This is a genomic window from Streptomyces sp. NPDC033221 (assembly GCF_055577005.1).
This window is the reverse complement of sequence record NZ_JBVIQN010000052.1, coordinates 15,698-33,287: the sequence shown is the minus strand read 5'-3', so window position 1 is coordinate 33,287 and position 17,590 is coordinate 15,698. Positions and strand designations below refer to the sequence as shown.

18 protein-coding genes, 1 pseudogene and 1 riboswitch are annotated in these 17,590 nt (G+C 70.6%); of the genes and pseudogenes, 10 read left to right on the top strand and 9 right to left on the bottom strand.

Translation table 11 applies throughout. The annotated features are described in order from the left end of the window. The first annotated feature begins 48 nt into the window (after positions 1-48). The 3 genes and pseudogenes from ACZ53K_RS39345 to ACZ53K_RS39335 all read left to right on the top strand — a co-directional run. A complete protein-coding gene (locus tag ACZ53K_RS39345; RefSeq protein WP_468846933.1) occupies positions 49-282 on the top strand; it encodes a hypothetical protein in 234 nt (77 codons plus the stop codon). Positions 283-834: 552 nt separating this feature from the next. Further along, positions 835-1,077, top strand: a complete 243-nt coding sequence (locus ACZ53K_RS39340) for a hypothetical protein (protein ID WP_468846930.1) — start codon at positions 835-837, stop codon at positions 1,075-1,077. Between the two features lie 139 nt (positions 1,078-1,216). After that, positions 1,217-1,383: pseudogene (locus ACZ53K_RS39335) on the top strand (N-acetylmuramoyl-L-alanine amidase); the annotation flags it as partial. Positions 1,384-1,395: 12 nt separating this feature from the next. On the opposite strand, the gene ACZ53K_RS39330 reads toward ACZ53K_RS39335, so the two are convergent. The 3 genes from ACZ53K_RS39330 to ACZ53K_RS39320 all read right to left on the bottom strand — a co-directional run bounded on the left by ACZ53K_RS39330 (position 1,396) and on the right by ACZ53K_RS39320 (position 4,272). Next, positions 1,396-2,022: a hemerythrin domain-containing protein gene (locus tag ACZ53K_RS39330; protein ID WP_468846927.1), complete on the bottom strand. Its 627-nt coding sequence runs from the start codon at positions 2,020-2,022 to the stop codon at positions 1,396-1,398. Continuing rightward, positions 2,022-3,224: a hypothetical protein gene (locus ACZ53K_RS39325; RefSeq protein ID WP_468846957.1), complete on the bottom strand. Its 1,203-nt coding sequence runs from the start codon at positions 3,222-3,224 to the stop codon at positions 2,022-2,024. The genes ACZ53K_RS39330 and ACZ53K_RS39325 overlap by 1 nt, the downstream gene beginning before the upstream one ends. A gap of 286 nt (positions 3,225-3,510) precedes the next feature. After that, positions 3,511-4,272 carry a hypothetical protein gene (locus ACZ53K_RS39320; protein ID WP_468846925.1) on the bottom strand — a complete coding sequence of 254 codons (762 nt, stop codon included), beginning with the start codon at positions 4,270-4,272 and terminating at the stop codon, positions 3,511-3,513. 350 nt (positions 4,273-4,622) lie between these two features. Here ACZ53K_RS39320 and ACZ53K_RS39315 point away from each other — a divergent pair, with 350 nt between their 5' ends. Then, positions 4,623-5,021, top strand: coding sequence for a hypothetical protein (locus ACZ53K_RS39315; protein ID WP_468846922.1), 399 nt, complete (start codon positions 4,623-4,625; stop codon positions 5,019-5,021). 152 nt (positions 5,022-5,173) lie between these two features. Here ACZ53K_RS39315 and ACZ53K_RS39310 read toward each other — a convergent pair whose 3' ends face one another. Further along, entirely contained in the window at positions 5,174-6,136 is a 963-nt protein-coding gene (locus tag ACZ53K_RS39310; protein WP_468846919.1) for a GNAT family N-acetyltransferase, read from the bottom strand. A 214-nt stretch (positions 6,137-6,350) separates the two neighbouring features. Here ACZ53K_RS39310 and ACZ53K_RS39305 point away from each other — a divergent pair, with 214 nt between their 5' ends. The 3 genes from ACZ53K_RS39305 (at position 6,351) to ACZ53K_RS39295 (ending at position 8,346) form a co-directional block, all read left to right on the top strand. Further along, positions 6,351-6,686, top strand: coding sequence for a hypothetical protein (locus tag ACZ53K_RS39305; protein WP_468846916.1), 336 nt, complete (start codon positions 6,351-6,353; stop codon positions 6,684-6,686). 540 nt (positions 6,687-7,226) lie between these two features. Continuing rightward, positions 7,227-7,625, top strand: coding sequence for a DUF6973 domain-containing protein (locus ACZ53K_RS39300; protein WP_468846912.1), 399 nt, complete (start codon positions 7,227-7,229; stop codon positions 7,623-7,625). A 277-nt stretch (positions 7,626-7,902) separates the two neighbouring features. Beyond that, positions 7,903-8,346, top strand: coding sequence for a hypothetical protein (locus tag ACZ53K_RS39295; protein WP_468846909.1), 444 nt, complete (start codon positions 7,903-7,905; stop codon positions 8,344-8,346). A gap of 14 nt (positions 8,347-8,360) precedes the next feature. On the opposite strand, the gene ACZ53K_RS39290 is transcribed toward ACZ53K_RS39295, so the two are convergent. Further along, positions 8,361-9,110 (bottom strand): SDR family oxidoreductase, encoded by a 750-nt coding sequence (locus ACZ53K_RS39290; protein ID WP_468846906.1) that lies wholly within the window; start codon positions 9,108-9,110, stop codon positions 8,361-8,363. Positions 9,111-9,185: 75 nt separating this feature from the next. After that, positions 9,186-9,608: a cupin domain-containing protein gene (locus ACZ53K_RS39285; protein WP_468846903.1), complete on the bottom strand. Its 423-nt coding sequence runs from the start codon at positions 9,606-9,608 to the stop codon at positions 9,186-9,188. A 263-nt stretch (positions 9,609-9,871) separates the two neighbouring features. After that, positions 9,872-10,100: riboswitch (cobalamin riboswitch) on the top strand. Between the two features lie 168 nt (positions 10,101-10,268). On the opposite strand from ACZ53K_RS39285, the gene metE reads away from it, so the two are divergent. From metE to aceB, 3 genes are all read left to right on the top strand, one after another. After that, the gene (gene metE / locus ACZ53K_RS39280; RefSeq protein WP_468846900.1) at positions 10,269-12,587 is read left to right on the top strand and encodes a 5-methyltetrahydropteroyltriglutamate--homocysteine S-methyltransferase; all 2,319 of its coding nucleotides are present in this window, start codon (positions 10,269-10,271) and stop codon (positions 12,585-12,587) included. A 141-nt stretch (positions 12,588-12,728) separates the two neighbouring features. Beyond that, complete coding sequence (locus tag ACZ53K_RS39275; RefSeq protein WP_468846897.1) at positions 12,729-13,286, top strand: hypothetical protein; 558 nt, start codon at positions 12,729-12,731, stop codon at positions 13,284-13,286. 133 nt (positions 13,287-13,419) lie between these two features. Continuing rightward, entirely contained in the window at positions 13,420-15,006 is a 1,587-nt protein-coding gene (gene aceB / locus ACZ53K_RS39270; RefSeq protein WP_468846894.1) for a malate synthase A, read from the top strand. A 153-nt stretch (positions 15,007-15,159) separates the two neighbouring features. Here the strand turns inward: aceB and ACZ53K_RS39265 are convergent, their stop codons facing one another. Genes ACZ53K_RS39265 through ACZ53K_RS39255 form a run of 3 tightly spaced genes read right to left on the bottom strand, consistent with a single transcriptional unit; the run spans position 15,160 to position 17,581 of the window. After that, positions 15,160-15,546 carry a hypothetical protein gene (locus tag ACZ53K_RS39265; RefSeq protein WP_468846891.1) on the bottom strand — a complete coding sequence of 129 codons (387 nt, stop codon included), beginning with the start codon at positions 15,544-15,546 and terminating at the stop codon, positions 15,160-15,162. Further along, positions 15,543-16,631 (bottom strand): NrfD/PsrC family molybdoenzyme membrane anchor subunit, encoded by a 1,089-nt coding sequence (gene nrfD, locus ACZ53K_RS39260; RefSeq protein WP_468846888.1) that lies wholly within the window; start codon positions 16,629-16,631, stop codon positions 15,543-15,545. Before nrfD ends, ACZ53K_RS39265 begins: the two co-directional genes overlap by 4 nt. Further along, on the bottom strand, positions 16,628-17,581 hold the full coding sequence (locus ACZ53K_RS39255; protein ID WP_468846954.1) for a 4Fe-4S dicluster domain-containing protein: 954 nt from the start codon (positions 17,579-17,581) through the stop codon (positions 16,628-16,630). The genes nrfD and ACZ53K_RS39255 overlap by 4 nt, the downstream gene beginning before the upstream one ends. Positions 17,582-17,590 lie beyond the last annotated feature (9 nt).

Sequence of the window (17,590 nt, the reverse complement as noted above, 5' to 3'; positions counted from 1 at the left end):
GGTGTAGATGCTGAGTTCGTGCAGCGGCGCATTCCGCGGCCAGGAGGCATGACGGTATGTCCTTACCGCTGCCCGGTCACCGTTCTCAGCGGCCAGCAGATCGGCACCCTCCCGGAAAACTACCGGCCCAAGACGACCAAAAGTTTGATCGTCGCCTCCACCGCCAACGGCATCGTCATCCGCATGGACGTCAACCCCGATGGCACCATTAGGCTCTACCCCGGCATCGGCAACCGAGCCACCTGGACCGGCTTCGACGGCGTCACCTGCCGCGCCAACTGAGCACCGATTTCCTGATTCTCTGCTCAGCCAGGGACTGTTCACCGTAGGCTCCCCACCGTGTGACAGCACGCGCTGCCTCCGTTCACTCACGTACCCGGACAACGGGTCCGGGACGAACACCGGAGGTGGCCATGCGTCATCGCTTAGGGAACCTGGTCAACCGGCTGGGCCGACGTGAACTGGCGTTGATCATCATCGGAGCACTCGTCTCCGCTGTGGCGGCCAAGCTCATCGACGCCCTGCTGTAGCTGACGAACCTGGTGTAAACGGCACCAGGTTCGCCAGCCGCTCAGCGACCGAACCCCTACCAGACCCGAAGGCATGTCCAACGTGTCTTCGGGGTCAGGGGCTCGGATATCCAGAGCGACCCTTGCGTGGCCTGAACACGTGAGGAACATGGTGGGCGCCTCGGGCCCGGGACCGCTCGCGTACACGGTTGAGTTACTACTGGCGTGAGCCTCCCACACAACTGTTGCGTACGCACCAGCTAAATGAGATTTGACGCTCCCGCGGTTGCCTGTCCGGCGCAGAGTTCCTCGTTTCGTTCACGTGGTGACCGAGGACATGTACCGGGCGGATCTGCGGGTGGTCGAGCAACGCATCGGCCAGGTCGAAGCCGGCCTGTCGGCGCTGCGGAGCGAGCACGAGCAGGCGGTCGAGCGTGGTGCGCAGCAGCGCCGCGAAGACCAGGCGCAGGCCACTGCGCCCCGTCGCCTGGTGATCAGTCCGTTCGTCTCTCCACTGCTGGTGATGACGTTGCAGCTCTGGCTGGCGTCGTACGGGTCGGCGGCGTAGCCGATCGAGGGGTGAGATTTCGGGCGCGGGGAGATAGTGAGCGCCGAGTTGACGACACCGATGAGCCCTGACCGTCTAGTGACTGCCCTGCGGGCAGAGGGGGTGAAGTGGAGAACGGCCGCTGCCCGCGGCCGACCAGGCCGCTACCGACGGCAACACGCATTTTTGCGGCTTCGAGTACGCAACCCTCGGTGACGGCTCAGATCCGTGGCCAAACGTGCAGCTGGAGGCGGTCGAGCGGGCGGCGACCGCGGTGTGCCGGGTACACGGCTGGGTGCCGGGCCGGTGATCGGGCACCGGGAGTGGCCCTCCCGCGGCTCAGCCGTCCTTGCCCAGGGCTGCCCGGACGGCGTCGCGGGCCCGGTCGACCACAGCGGCCAGCGGGCCGAGGGCGGCGTTCTTCGCGCCGGATTCCACGCCCGGGTGCGGGTGGGTCGGCGCGGTCGCCTCGGCCGCCTTGACGGCTTTGGCCATCGCTGCCAGCCGCCCCGGATCGTTCAGCCTCCGCAGATGGGAGAACTCGTAGCGCTCCTCCGCGCGGGCGTGCTGCATCACGTCCGTCCGCAGGGACAGCAGCCGCGGCAGGAACGTCTCGTCCTCGGGGTCGATGTCCTCCAGGGCGGACAAGGCCTGCTTGGCGAGCTTCTCCTCACCCAGCCGGTCGGCGACGATGTCGTCCCCGCCGTCCGCCACCCGCTTCACGTACGGGTGCACGACCTCTTCCTCGGCCGTCTCGTGCACCGCCAGCATCCGCACCAGCCGCCGGAACGCGTCCCGTCGGGCATCGCCGCTGCCCTGCTCGACCTCGTCGAAGAGGTTGCGGATCTGCCCGTGCTGGGCCGTCAGCAGCGCCACCACGTCCTGTTCCAGGGCCGGGGTGAGGTCCTCCGCCGGGTCGGTCGTCGCCGCGCCCAGGCTTTCGTCGGCCCGGTGTGCCGCGGCCATCACCGGCCTCCCCGCAGGCCGGTGGCCGGGTGCTCGCCCTCGGTCTCCAGCCGGTAGTCGCCGCCGATCAGCTTGTCGTGCTCGGCCAGCACCTGGTCGCTGGGCGGCGTGGCGCCGCCGTTGAGGGCCTCCTGCATCGCCTCGAACCGTTCATGCGCCTCGCGCACGTAGCCGGCGCCCAGTGTGGTCAGATCCAGCTGGTCGGCGAGCAGCTCCCGCAGGTAGCCCTTGTTCGGCTCAAAGGTGAGCACGTTGGGCAGCTCGGGTGCCAAGACCTCGGCGGGGTCACGGTCATCGTGGCGCCGCATCAGGTCGCAGGCGATGTGCAGGTGCTCCAGCTCCATGTTCAGGTGCAGCTCCCAGATCGCCTTCACCTTGGGGTCGCTCTCCTGCTCCATGAAGGAGTGATAGAGGTAGCACTCGTTGTACTCGTGGTGGACCAACTGCTCCCACCACGTCTCGCCCGGGTCGACCAGCGACTCGTAGTGCGTGACGTGCTCCTCCTCGATGAGCCCGATCTCCTGGTACAACTGGCGGGCGATCGGCTCCATGTAGGTGGGGCCGGTGTTCATGTAGAAGTTCATCGTCTGCTGCTCGGCCGACATGACCGTCAGCGCGTGCAGCTTCGACAGCGGGTCGGTCCTGGCCCTGTCGTACGGCTCGCGCACGTTGTCGACCGGGTGGCGGTGGTGCAGCGGCGTGGGCCGGCCCGGCATCACCTCGGTCAGCCCGTCCACGATCGACTCCGCCTTGCGGTGCTCGATCATCTCGTACAGGTTCGCGTACCGGTACAGGTGGTCGAAGTCCTCCAGCACCCCGAACTGGTACGCCTGCTTCAGGTACGGCTCCGGCTCCATCCGCGCCACCCACGCCGTCAGGTCGACGGCCACCTGCTCGTACGCGATGGTCGTCTCCAGCACCGACGAGACCCCCGGCAGCAGCCAGTTGACCGCTTTCTGCTGCTGTGCCTCGATGTAGCGGGTCCGGGCGAGCTGCTGTTTGATCTCCAGGTCCGTACAGTGCCGGGCCAGTTGGTGACTGAAGAGGATTGCCTCCACCTCGATCCCGTTCATCGTGATGATCCGGCATCGTGTGTACGGATCACAGTGGTCCGGATCGATCGGCGTCACGTTCAGCTCACGCCAGTTCCGTAACTGCCGGTCCAGGGGAATGCCCCGCTGCTCCAAGGGATTGAACGGCATCGGGCCCTCCAGCCATGTCGTGATGAAGCGGACCAGCACCGAGTGCCCCTTCCCTGCCCTTGAAACAGCGGCTGTCCAGCAGGGTGCGGTCGGTAAGCAGGTGTGAGGAGGGCAGGTGTGAGGAGGGCAGGTGTGACGGATGGGGGGGCCGGGTCCGCCGAGCCTCAGGTACAGCCGCCGCTGTACTTCTGTCACCCGGGCAGCGCGCGCCCATCCGGGTGCGGCCGCCGGGGGCGGCATGGTGCCAGAACCGCCCTGGTCGCCATGCGCCGGGCGGCCTTCGTGCTCATCGGGCGGCCCCCGGAGAGGACGCGGGAGCAGAGGGGGAGGGTGAGGGAGAAGCCGAGGGGGAAGTGGCGCGGCCGTTCGGGTCGTACGCCCAGACCCGCAGCTGCATGGTCTGGTTCCGCTCGTCCCAGGAGTAGACGGTACGCCGCTCGTAATCGGCCAAGCCGTCGCGCTCACGCACGATCAGGTTCCCGCCCGTCACCTCCACCGACACCGGCCGGACGGATGTGTCCATGATCCGGACCACTTGGCCGTGCCGGACCTGGTAGACCCAGAGGGTCAGGTCACGCCCGCTCTTGATGCCGACGATCAGCTCGGCCTTCCCGTCCCCGCTGAGATCCTGGTAGCGCGGGGCCCGCACCGGACACCGCTTGTCGTGCTGCTGGTCCCCGGTGCACCGGTTGATCCGCTGCGTGGTCGCGTCGTCGAATGGCAGCGAGCCGCCCATCGTGACGCTCACGGCGGCCTGCGCCTTGACGATCTTGAGCCAGGAGGCTGTGCGGATGTCGTCGGACGGCACCTTCGGCACCCCTTGCAGCGGGATGGGCTCGGAGTCGACGTCCTCCGGGCTGGACGCGGACGGCTGTGCAGGCTCCTGCCACAGCCGCGTCGGAGCCGAGGCCGCCGACGTCCGCCCGGTGCTCCTGGGCTCCCCGGTCGGCGTACAGCCACTCAGCAGCGCCGCCACCGCCACCGCGGCAAGGGGCGCCGACCAGGCCCGTACGAGTCCGGAAGACGGCCGAGGGGGAGGCAGGGACACAACGATTCCCGTCATTGGGTACACAGGCGCGGGCCGCGACGGCCACGTCGTCACGATGCTGGCTGCCCTCCGTTGCGGCAATCCGGCGACTGTGTAACGGCTGCCCGTAAGGGATCGAACGGTGCCGTAACCGCGCGGCGACGGCCTGGCGACCGAGCGCAGCCGGGCACCGGAGGGTGTGACGGACACCGGTGGGTGTGACGGGGCCGATGGCCGATCGCGATGTGCCTGGTACACGACCTCGCGCCGGGCGAAACAGGGACTGCCTAGCGTGCCGGGCACGGGTGCATTCCGGCACCCGTGTACAGCACGTACATCCGTGCACCACGTACATCCATGAAGGAGCAGTCATGTCGCAGCACGCCATGTCACCGGCCCGTCGTCCCCGGCGCACCGGACTGCGTACCGCCCTGACCGTCGCGGTCGCCGGTGCCGCCCTCGCCGTACCGGCCGGCGCGGCGTTCGCCATGCCCACGGACTACGTCAAGGAGGTCAAGACCGACAGCGGCGAGACGCTCGCGCTGGACGGCAACTCCGGCAGCGTGACCGTCAAGGATGCCGAGCACGGTGTCACCGGTGTACTGAAGAAGGACAAGACCGGCCCGATACAGAGCCGGATGGACCCGAACGGCACCTACACGCTGACGTACCCCAAGCCCGCGGCGCAGGCCGACGCCACGCCGAAGGTCGTCTACAAGCACGACGGCAAGACGGTGCAGTCCTTCGCTCTCCCCCACGGCCCCGGCTGACGACGGCCGGCCCGTCGGTGTAGCCCCATCGGCGGTCCCCGGCTGCATGCCGCGACCGGGGGCCGCCACACCGTGCCGGCGTTGTCCGTCGCCTCGGCGCTCCAGCCGGGCCCGCGCCTCCGTGAGCGCCCGCTCGGTTCCCGGTGCGCGGGTCAGAGTTCGCGGCGGAAGGCGACCCGGTCCAGCGAGGGGCCGTCGTAGTCCGTGACCGGGGCGGACGGGGTGAAGCCGAGGGCGCGGTGGAAGGCGATGGAGCGGTCGTTCCGGGGTGAGGTGATCGCCTTGACGACGGTGCGGCCGTTCGCGCGGGCCATGTCGAAGAACCGTTCGTACAGGAAGCGGCCCAGGCCGCTGCGGCGCCAGGCGGGCGCGACCCCGGTGAAATGGATGTAGGCCTCGTCCGGCCGGGAGGGCGACAGGAAGCCGATGACGAAGCCCGCCAGTTCGCCGTCGCGTTCGGCGATCAGGCTGGTGTCGTGGAAGTGGTTGACGAAGACCCGGGTCAGGTCGCGGGAGGCGGCGCGGCCCCACCAGCCGTCGACCACCGACACGACGGTGTCGAAGTCCTGCGGCACCGCCGCGCGCGTCGTGAAGGGCTCCAGGGTGCGCATCGGGGGCGCGTCGAGCTTCTTGCGCAGGGCCACCCGGGCCTGGCCCGTGCCGTCGTAGTCGCTGTGCACCGGCACCCCGTCCACCTCCCGGTCGCCCGGCTCCGGCTCGAAGCCCATGGCCCGGTGGAAGGCGATGGATCCGGTGTTCTGCGGCGAGGTGATGGCGCGTATCTCGGTACGGCCGGCCGCCGCCGCGCGCTCGAAGAAGGCGGTGTAGAGGCGGCGGGCCACCCCCTGCTTGCGGAGCCGCGGGTCCACGCCGACGAAGTGGATGTACGCCTCGTGCGCGCGGTCGGCGGAGTGGAAGCCCACCAGGAACGCCCGGATTCCCTGCTCGTCCTCCAGCACCAGGCTGGTGTCCGCGAAGTGCTGCAGAAACAGCCGGGGCAGCAGCAGTGACAGCTCCCTCGACTGTTCGGGGGTACGGGAGTCACCCCACCATTGCTGTACGCACCTCACGAGCGTGGAGTGGTCGGCCGTGCGGGCCCGGCGTACGTCGTGCATGTCCTGCCTCTCGGTCGGAGTGGGTGTGCTGTGGGGTGACGTTACGGAAATGCACCAGCCTCCCCCTGCAAAAGCCACTGCAGTCCCATCCCCCTGCGAAGCATCCGAATTTCCGCATCTCCGTTTCCCCGCGTCCGCCCCGCATCTCGTTCCGGCGCTATGCTGCCCCACCCCCATCACGCGTGATGGGTTTTCACACAACCAGGGGGGTTGCATGGCGGGGACGGGCGGGGCCGCACAGGGGTATGAAGCCGATCCGGATGCGCTCAAAAAGGCCGGCGGCAAAGCACTCGACATCAGGCAGGACCTGCTGGACGCGGCCGAGCCCACCTGCGCCGCAACGCGCCGCGCGGCGACCGGGGTGGACGGCTGGCAGAGCGAGGAGCAGCTGAAGAAGACCGCCGCGCTATGGGAGAAGCAGAACTTCGCCCTCGTCGAACAGATGGGGCGTACGGGGGCGAACCTCCAGTACAGCGCCACCAATTACCAGTCGGCAGAGGCCGCCGTCAACGCCGCGGGGATGAAGCCGGGGGACAGCCCGTGGGGATAACGGTGCAACAGCTTGAGCAGGCCGATTCGGACCTGGTGTGGAAAGCCGCCGAGGCCTGGGCGGAGCAGGTCCGGAAACTGAAGGACCTCGTCGAGCGTTACCGGACCGAGGTGAAGGATCCGGTCGAGAAGAGCGGCTGGCAGGGTCCCGCTTACGAAGCGGCCCGCAGCAACTGGGGCGGAGAGCTGACGCAGTTGGAGCATGCACAAGCGGAAGCCGACGGCATCAGGCTGGCCCTGGAAATAGCCACGGCCGACATCCGGGCCGCCCAGAGCGTATTGCGCGGTGGCGTACGGAAGGCCCGTGAGAACGGGGCGAGCGTCACTCCGGACGGCGGTCTGGAGCTGCCGCCCGCCACGGCCCACGACCCTGATGTCCAGAGCGGGCCGGTGGGCGAGAATCTGCACCAGGCCCATACGCAGATACAGGATGCGTTGCGGATGGCGGACCAGGCGGACGAAAGGATCACCTGGGACCTGCTGGACGACGGCGGCACACGGGGTGACGCCTTCAACGACCGGGTGCACATGAGGCGTCGGCGTGAGATTTCCCGAGGACAAGAACGACGGGCACATGGACGCCTTCAGACATGCGTACTGGAACGCCCTGATGGCTCAGCGGTTCGGCATGGACTGGGCGGAGCGGTACGGCACGGCACACGAACGGCTGCCGGGAAACCCGTCGGACCGCGAATCCATGGACCTCCACAACAACGAGATCGGCCGCCGGATCGCGCTGAACAACCCGACCGCCAGCCCGGCCGAGCTGGCGGCGAAGATTCAGGAGGCGGTGCAGGGCGGGAAGACCGTGGTGATCGACCGCGACGGGAAACTCGTACCCAGCGACAAGGTGGAGATCGGACGGCACGGGCACACCAACAAGGTGCCCGGCGCGCCCGACGAAGGGCGGAATCCGGACGCTCCCGGGGCGGACGACTAGGGCGTTTCTGATGGATCTCCGTGGAGGACACCGAGCGGCGTTCGGTGCGTGCGCTTGGGGGTCCCCCCTGCTCGAAGAGCTAGGGGGAGTGCGGTGTGAAGGGTCATGTGGCGGAGCCACCTGTCCCTTTGCGCCGTGCGGCGAGGGTGCGTGCCTGGGGGCACCTCCCAGCGGTAGCTGGGGGAGTCGCGACGCCGCGGAGATCCATCAGAAGCGCCCTAGATCCGACAGAGCACGCACCGCCGGCGGGACGAAGTGGAACGGGGAGAGGCGACAGGTGCGCACGGCACGAAGACGAGTGGCATGGGCCGGGCTCGGGGTGGCCGCGGGGCTGGGGGCGGGCTGGTGGGCGCTCGGCGGGGAGACGCCGCTGGTCAGCACCACGGATCAGGCCCTTCAGCGGAAGCTGGACGCGGCGGTGGAGGGCGCCCCGGCGCCGCTGGCGGAGCTGACCGGTTTCTCATGGGATCAGGTCCGGGTGTTCGACTACGGCACCGATGACGGCGAGATCTCCGATGCCGTGGGCGACCCCGTCGAATGGGAGGCCGCCGCCACGTCGTACACGGGCCCTTCGCTGTGGGTGTTCAGCAAGGGCGGAGAAGCGGTGCGGGCCGTGCAGCTCGACGCCAACGCGCCGACCAACGGCAAAGGCGGGAGCTGGTCGAAGAGCGTGCGGATATCAGGAGGGCCCGACCACAATGTCGTGACGTTGACTGAATAGCCCCGCGGCCGTATTCAGGAGGAAGTCCGCAGCCAGTCGTCGAAGCGGGTGGTGGCCAGCCGGGCGCTGCCTTCGTCGGGGACGAGGCTGCGTTCGGTGAGTTCGGAGCCGAAGTACAGGGCGTGCGGGTCGGCGACGACCGTGCGCGGATCGTTCCACGCGCGCAGTGCCCGGGCGATGAGTTCGTCGAAGCGGGTCACTTCGGGCCCGGCCACCTCGGTGACGCCTTTCAGCGGGGCGTCCACCGCGGCCCTGGTCACCGCCTCGGCGACGTCTTCGGCCGCCATCGGCTGGAAAAGCACCTGCGGTACGCGCACGGTGTCGCCGTCGGTGGCGGTGTCGGCGATGCCCCGGACGAATTCGAAGAACTGCGTCGCCCGGACGATCGAATAGGGAATCGGCCCCTGCTTGATCAGGCGTTCCTGAGCCACCTTCGCCCGGAAATAGCCGTTGTCGGGCAGGCCTTCGATGCCGACGATCGACAGCGCCAGGTGGTGCGTCACGCCCGCCGCAGCTTCGGCGGCCAGCAGGTTGCGGGTGGAGGTGGTGAAGAACTCCCGCACCGCCGACTCCTCGAAGGAGGGCGAGTTGGCGACGTCCACGACCACCTGGGCCCCGGCCAGCGCGTAGCCGAGGCCCTCGCCGGTCAGGGTGTTGACACCCGTGCCGGGTGCCGCGGGCACCGCCTCGTGTCCGCGCTCGTTCAGCTTGGCGACCACTTTGCTGCCGATGAGGCCGGTGCCTCCGATGACCACGATCTTCACTTCGCGTACTCCTTGCGCTGGAGGCGACTGAAGGCAACTGAAGATGTTCGAAGAGGCCTGGACGGCGGGAACGCGTCAGGGCTGCCGGGACGCGCGCAGGTGGGCGCGCCGCTTCAGTTCGTCATCGTCGACCAGGACGAGCATGGGCTGTCCCGGCACGCAGAGCATGGTGACGACGAAGCGCAGGCGCGTGTCGCTGCGGGCGTTGCCGTCCTGGTAGTGGATGACGTCGCCGCCGGGCTCCCAGAACGCTTCCCCGGCACGGACGATGCGCTCCGGCTCGCCTTCCAGCTCGAAGCGCATCTCGCCCTCCAGCACATAGCCGAAGGCCGGCCCGGGGTGGCGGTGCGGCGGGGCGCCCCGGTCGCCGGGCGGATATTCGATCTCGACGGTCGACACGTGCGCGCCCTCCGGGATGGCGGGCGGGGCGACCTCCTGCAGCACGGTGAGCGCGGTCTTCCATGCCTCCGAGTGCGGGTGCTCGTGGGTGCCGGGCATGGCGGGTCCTCCTCCTGCGGTGCCGGTGGCGCGGTGCCGGCCCCGTGTAAGGCGGCGGACTCCGGTGGACGGTCCGGGCGGTGCACGGTACGGCCGGGAAGGGTTCCATTGTTCAGAGCCCCGGCATGCGCGGTGAGCGCCGATCCGGACACATCCGGGACGCGGTACGGGAGCGTCCGGGGGGGGGGCGGCCCGTGCCCCGCGCGTCTCATCTCCCGTACCACCATGTGAACAGGGGTGTCCGTACGGGGTGCGCGCGATCTACGCTGTCCGGTGCAGCTGGTTCGCCCTGCCCGCCAGGCAGACGCGTCGCAAGAGGGAACCCGGTGGGAATCCGGGACTGCCCCGCAGCGGTGAGCGGGAACGACCGCCGTCATACGCACTGGATCCGGGCCGCGGATCCGGGAAGCGACGGCCAGTAGGTGCCCGCCGGACGATGATCCGGCAGGCGCGCCCGCGAGTCCGAAGACCTGCCCGTTGCCCGCGCGCGTCCATACGTGCGCGGACACCTCCGGTGACCTTCGAGGGCGGGTCGGCGTGTCATGGCAGGCGGGCATGGGTGTCATCGGACGCTCCACGGCTCGCCCGGCGCGTCATTCCTTCGCGTTCTCGTCCCGTCACCGGGGCTCGGAGAAGATCACGCTCGCGAAGGAGAGTTCCGTGACAGCGAAGCCCGCAGCCGCGGCAGCACGGGCCACCGTGTACGGCTACCCCCGCCAGGGACGGCACCGGGAACTGAAGAAGGCCGTCGAGGGGTACTGGAAGGGCCGCGTCACCGCGGACGCCCTCCAGGAGACCGCGCGGGACCTGCGCCGGTCGAACTGGCAGCAGCTGGCCGACGCCGGCCTCCACGAGGTACCGACCGGTGACTTCTCGTACTACGACCACGTGCTGGACACCAGCGTCATGGTCGGTGCCGTCCCGGAACGGCACCGCGCCGCCGACGCGGCCGACGCCCTGGACGGGTACTTCGCGATGGCGCGCGGCACGCAGGACGTGGCGCCGCTGGAGATGACCAAGTGGTTCGACACCAACTACCACTACCTGGTGCCCGAGCTGGGCCCCGACACCGTCTTCACCACCGACTCCGCCAAGCAGGTCGGCGAGGTACGGGAGGCGCTCGCGCTCGGCCACACGCCGCGCCCGGTCCTGGTCGGCCCGGTCACCTACCTGCTGCTGTCCAAGCCCGCTCCCGGCGTCGCCGCCGACTTCGACCCGCTGACGCTGCTCGACCGGCTCCTGCCCGTCTACTCGGAAGTCCTGGCCGACCTCCGCGCGGCCGGTGCCGCGTGGGTGCAGTTCGACGAGCCCGCCCTGGTGCAGGACCGCACCCCGGCCGAACTCAACGCGGCGGAACGCGCCTACCGTGACCTCGGCGCCCTCACCGACCGCCCGAAGCTGCTGGTCGCCTCGTACTTCGACCAGCTCGGCGAGGCGCTGCCGGTGCTCGCCAAGGCCCCGGTCGACGGGCTGGCGCTGGACTTCACCGAGGCCGCCGCGGCCAATCTGGACGCGCTCGCCGCCGTCGGCGGTCTGCCCGGCAAGCGGCTGGTCGCCGGTGTCGTCAACGGCCGCAACATCTGGATCAACGATTACGAGAAGTCGCTGGCCACGCTCGGTACGCTGCTGGGCCTGGCCGACCGGGTCGACGTGGCCGCCTCCTGCTCCCTGCTGCACGTCCCGCTCGACGTCACCGCCGAGCGCGACATCGACCCGCAGGTGCTGCGCTGGCTCGCGTTCGCCCGGCAGAAGAGCACCGAGATCGCCACGCTCGCCCGCGGTCTCGCGCAGGGCACCCACGCGATCGCCGCGGAACTGGCCGCCAACCGCGCGAACCTGGCGTCCCGGTCCGGTTCCGCGATCACCCACGATCCCGCCGTACGGGCCCGTACCGCCGCCGTCACCGACGCCGACGGCCGCCGTTCGGCACCGTACGCCGAGCGGACCACCGCCCAGCGGGCCCACCTGGGCCTGCCCCTGCTGCCGACCACCACCATCGGCTCCTTCCCGCAGACCGCCGAACTGCGCACCGCCCGGGCCGACCTGCGGGCGGGCCGCATCGACACGGCCGGGTACGAGGAGCGCATCAGCGACGAGATCCGCGAGGTGATCTCCTTCCAGGAACGAGCGGGCATCGACGTCCTCGTGCACGGCGAGCCCGAACGCAACGACATGGTGCAGTACTTCGCCGAGCAGCTGACGGGATATCTCGCCACGCAGCACGGCTGGGTCCAGTCGTACGGCACGCGCTATGTCCGGCCGCCGGTCCTAGCGGGTGACATCTCGCGGCCCGAGCCGATGACCGTGCGGTGGACGCGGTACGCGCAGTCGCTGACCGGCCGGCCCGTCAAGGGGATGCTCACCGGCCCGGTCACCATGCTCGCCTGGTCCTTCGTCCGCGACGACCAGCCGCTCGGCGACACCGCCCGTCAGGTGGCGCTGGCCCTGCGCGACGAGGTCGGCGACCTGGAGGCGGCCGGCACGTCGGTCATCCAGGTCGACGAGCCGGCGCTGCGCGAAACGCTGCCGCTGCGCGCCGCCGGCCGTGCCGCCTACCTCGCCTGGGCCACCGAGGCGTTCCGCCTCACCACCAGCGGGGTGCGGGACCGGACGCAGATCCACACGCACATGTGCTACGCCGAGTTCGGCGACATCGTCCAGGCCATCGACGACCTCGACGCCGACGTGATCAGCCTGGAGGCCGCCCGCTCGCACATGCAGGTGGCCCGCGAACTGGCCGAACACGGCTACCCGCGGGAAGCCGGCCCGGGCGTGTACGACATCCATTCGCCCCGCGTGCCGAGCGCCGAGGAGGCGGCGAGCCTGCTCCGCAAGGGCCTCGGCGCGATCCCGGCCGAGCGCCTGTGGGTCAACCCTGACTGCGGCCTGAAGACCCGCGGCTGGCCCGAGACCCGCGCTTCGCTGGAGAACCTCGTCACGGCCGCGCGGACCGTGCGCGCGGAGCTGCCCTCGTCCTGAACCGGTGCGGGCCGGGTGGGTGCGTCGGCGCACCCGCCCAGCCCGTCACCCGCCCGGCGCCTCCCGGAGACGACGGTCCCCCGGGGCGCCCGGCGGACGGCCCGTAAGCTGCTCTTCCCGCAACTCACCGAGGAACCGCAGTTGACCCCGTATTCCCTGGCGTTCTACCTGGACGTCGTCACCACCGGCACCGTGCTCGGTCTGCGACACACCGACTCCCCCGACCGCGTCGCCGAAATCCTGGGGCCCGACTTCGGCGAGAACCGGTTCGGTGAGTGCAGCCTGGGCTATTCCTACGCCCTGCCCGAGTTCTTCTGGGACCGCGAGAGCGGCGACGCTTCCTGGTCGGGTCACCACTTCACTTTGCAGGTGCACAGGCTGGCCCACCGGAGGCGTGACAGCGTCGACGAGGCGATCCGCGCCCGGTACGGGCGCTTCACTCCCAGGCTGCGCTTCGAGAAGCTGCGGCGCCTGCTGGAGCGGCGTGGTGTGCCCCTGCTGGAAATTCCGGAGGATGCGGCGAACGCGCCGTATTACCGGACGTTCTGGCAGCCGGATTCCCAGGTCTCCGTCTCCGTCATCGGCTGCTACGGCGAGTTCGTCACACCGGGCGACCTGCGGGTTGGCGATGTGTACAGCATCCAGGCTCCGATGACCGCCGACGAGGTCGAGTGGCGGAGGGCGCGGGCCGCCGCCTAGAGGCCGGCGCGTTGGCAAGGTTGGCAACGGGGCGGAGAAGATTCGCAGAAGTTGGCACTGTGCCACGGTTGTTGGCACTCAGTGCCACTGCCAGAGTCTTCACGACGCCCCGCACGCGATCCGGGAGACGCCCATGTCCACCACTGAACTGACCCACCACATCCAGGTGCTCGGCCTTCCGGGCCACCGCTTCGGCGAGATTCTCACGCCGGCCGCGCTGGACTTCGTCGGGCGCCTCGCCACGGCCTTCGCCGACCGGCACCGGGAGGTGCTCACCGAGCGCCGCCGCCGCTCCCTGCGGCTCTCCTCCGGTTCGCCGCTCGACTTCTCGCGGGCCACCGCGGCCGTCCGCGCCGATCCGCGCTGGCGGGTCGCGCCGCCCGCGCCGGGGCTCAGCGACCGCCGGGTGGAGATCACCGGTCCGCCGGACCGGCGGACGACGGTCGAGGCGCTCACTTCGGGCGCCCAGGTGTGGCTCGCCGACTTCGAGGACGCCACGTCCCCCACCTGGGACAACATCATCGGCGGGCAGCTGAACCTCTTGGACGCCGTCGAGCGGCGTATCGACTTCACCACCCCGGAGGGCCGGGAGTACCGGCTGGGCGAGCGGCTCGCGACGATCGTCGTCCGCCCCCGTGGCTGGCATCTGACCGAACGCCATCTGCTCGTCGACGGGCGTCCCGTACCCGCCTCGCTGGTCGACTTCGGGCTCTACTTCTTCCACTGCGCGCAGCGGCAGATCGACGCCGGGTCCGGCCCGTACTTCTACCTTCCCAAGCTGGAGAACGCCTGCGACGCCCGGCTGTGGAACGACGTCTTCCTGCTCGCCCAGGATCTGCTGGGCATTCCGCGGGGCACCGTACGCGCCACCGTCCTGATCGAGACGGTCACCGCCGCCTTCGAGATGGAGGAGATCCTGTACGAGCTGCGCGAGCACAGCGCCGGGCTCAACGCCGGGCGCTGGGACTACCTGTTCAGCCTCATCAAGACGTTCGCACACCGGCCCGACTTCTCCCTCCCGGACCGTACGAAGATCACCATGACGGCGCCGTTCCTGAGGGCCTACACCGATCTGCTGGTGCGTACCTGTCACCGGCGCGGCGCGCACGCCATCGGCGGTATGGCGGCGCACGTCCCGGGCCGCGCCCCGACGGCCGACGAGGCGGCGCTCGCCACGGTGCGGCTCGACAAGGAGCGTGAGGCGGAGGACGGCTTCGACGGGACGTGGGTCGCCCACCCCGGGCTCGTCCCCTTCTGCCGCGACATCTTCGACGGCGTGCTGGACGGGCGGCCGCACCAGATCGACCGCACCCGGGACGACGTCGACGTCACCGCCGACCAGCTGCTGGCCGTCCGGCGCACCGCGGGACCGCCGACCGAGCAGGGTGTGCGCGCCAACCTCGGGCTCGCGCTGCGCTACTTCGGCGCCTGGCTGCGCGGCTCCGGCGCGGTGGTTCTCGACGGCCTGATGGAGGACGCGGCGGCGGCCGAGATCGCCCGCTGCCAGATCTGGCAGTGGCTGCGCCACGGTGCCGTCGGCCGGGACGCCGTCCGCAGGCTGCTCGACGAGGAGTGCGCCGCGTGGGCGCAGGAGGATCCGCGGGGGCCGGCCGCCGAAGCCCGCGCGATCCTCGAACGCACGGCTCTGGCGCGCGAACTGCCGGCGTTCTTCACGGCGGATGCCTATGACCGGTACCTGGCCCGGGCTACGGGGCCGTGAGGGCCGGGAACCGCACGGGCGGCCGGGGCTGAGGGGCCCCGGTTCGTCGCCGGGGTGAGGGTCCCGGTCGCAGAAGGGGCGGGCGCGGAGCAGGACTGAGGCTGCTCCGCGCCCGTCCGTGCCGGACGAGCGGTATTCTCCGGCGAGAAGCGGTCAGTTCTTGTCCGCGTTTTCCAGGACGAGTTGCAGCTCGACTTCCTGGTCGCCCGACACCGTGCCTTCCGTACGGACGGCGAACGCGCGCGTCAGCACGTCCCGCAGCCGGTCCACCGCCAGGTGGCTGCCCTGGAGGTCGACGGTGACGGCGGCGGACAGCTGGGTGTTCTTCTCCACGCCGCCGTGTACTTCCGAGGTCTCGAAGTTCTCGGTCCAGACCGTCGGATGTCCGGGCTGGTGCGGCTGTTCGTGCGGGGTGTCGCCGTCGGCGCGGTCGGAGTCGAAGCAGCTGCGCAGTGTGCTGAACACGGCCTCGGCATCGGCCGGGGACTGTGCGCTGAGCACGACCTGGGCCGGCTCGTCGTTGTGGGGTGTGCGGGTCATATGGGCTGAGTCCTCTCCGCGCTGTGCGTTGGGGTGGTGCGGCGGGCTTCCTTGGCCGCCCGTTGGGGTACGACGGTGTATTTCGGGTCCTCGGCGGAGGCGATGCCGGCCGCGAAGATCCCGAAGCGGGTGCACGCGGAACCGGCGAGCAGGGCCAGACCGCCCGCGACGGCCAGCGGTCGTGAGCGGCCTCCGCAGACGGCGCCCACGGCGGCTCCGGCCGCGGTGAGCGCGCTCGCCGTGCGGAGCAGCGTGCCGGCCCGCCCTGTCCGGTAGGTCTCCGCGACCATGCCGAGGCGCCGTTCGGCGGCCTTGGTCACCGCTTCGTCGGCGACCGCGGCCAGGACCGCGGCGCAGCGGGCGGGTGCGGTCTCCCGTACGGGGCCGACGACGAGCGCCATCCCGGAGGCGGCGGCCGTCGCCGAGGCGGCGAACAGGTACGGGAGTTCGCGGTGGGCGCCGTGCCACGCGGGGACGGCGGTGTCCGCCGCGAGGACCGCTGTGTAGGTGGCGACGGCCGGGCCGAGGAGCGCCGCGGCGCCGGTGGCCAGGGCGCCCGTCCTGGGCAGCTTCCCGGTGACGGCCGAGGCGGCCGCGGCGCCCGCTGCCGGCCCGTAGGCGGCCAGCAGCCAGGAGCCGACGCTCATCGGCGAGGTCGGCTTGACGACCCGCAGCATGTTCGCGAACCGGCCCGGCCTGCCGAGGTCGTTGACGAGCGCGGCGGTGGACAGGGTGACCGCCGCGACGGAGGAGATCTTCATCGCGGTCGCGGTGGTGGTGCGGCCCGTCGCGTGGGCTCCGGCGGCCAGTACCGATCCCGCGCCGGCCAGGCCGCCGAGGAAGAAGTACCCGGCGATGTCCCGGGCGCGCCAGGCGGGCGCCTTGATGATCGGCCTGCCGTAGTACGACTGGAACTCGGCCGGGGGCGCCATGAGCTGTTCACCGCGGCCGCCACGGCCGCGCTTGCCGCCCTTGCGCCGCCCTCGCCCGTCGGCGCCCGGCCCGCCCCGCAGCATCGCCGGCGCGGCGTCCCGGCCCGGGCGTTCGCCCTCCGGGCCCTCGCGGGTGACATCGGAGCCGGTCATCGCCATCCCTTCCGTCCGGTGGACCTGGCCAGGTGGTGCAGTGCGGGCACGGCGAACGACAGCGCGACGCCGCCGGCCAGCGAGAACGCCGCGGTGCCCGCGTGCTTCCACATGGCGGGCAGGTCGCGGGTGGTGACGACGGGGTCCGGCGGCAGGCCGTAGACCTCCGGTTCGTCGAGGAGGAGGAAGAACGCGCCGTCCCCGCCAACGCCGTCGTCCGGTTCGTGTCCGTACAGGCGTGCGTCGGTGACGCCTGCCGCGTGGAGCTGGTCGACGCGGAGCGCGGCGCGCTCGCGGAGTTCGTCCAGCGGCCCGTACTGGATGGATTCGGTCGGGCAGGCCTTGGCGCAGGCGGGTTCCTGTCCGGCGCCGAGCCGGTCGTAGCACAGGGTGCATTTGAAGGCGCGGCCGTCTGAGGGGCGTTGCTCAATGACGCCGTACGGGCAGGCGGGTACGCAGTAGCCGCAGCCGTTGCAGATGTCCTCCTGGACGACGACCGTGCCGAACTCGGTGCGGAAGAGCGAGCCCGTGGGGCAGACGTCCAGGCAGGCGGCGTGGGTGCAGTGTTTGCAGACGTCGGAGGCCATCAGCCAGCGCAGTTCGCCGCCCGAGCCACCGGAGCCAGCGGTTTCCGGCGAGCCGTCGTTGTCCGGTGTGCCGGCGAGCGGCAGTTCCGTGCGTCCCTCGGGCGCGGGCACCGGCTGTTCGACGAAAGCCACGTGCCGCCACGTCGACGCGCCCAGCCCCTGGGTGTTGTCGTAGCTCATCCCCGAGAGGGACAGTCCGTCCTCGGGCAAAGCGTTCCACTCCTTGCAGGCCACTTCGCACGCCTTGCAGCCGATGCACACCGACGTGTCGGTGAAGAAGCCCGTGCGGGGCGGGGCGTCGGGGTGGCCCGCGTCCCCGGCCGGGTCGGGTTCGACGCCGCTGAGCAGGCGGTCGCCGAGCAGGCGGTCACC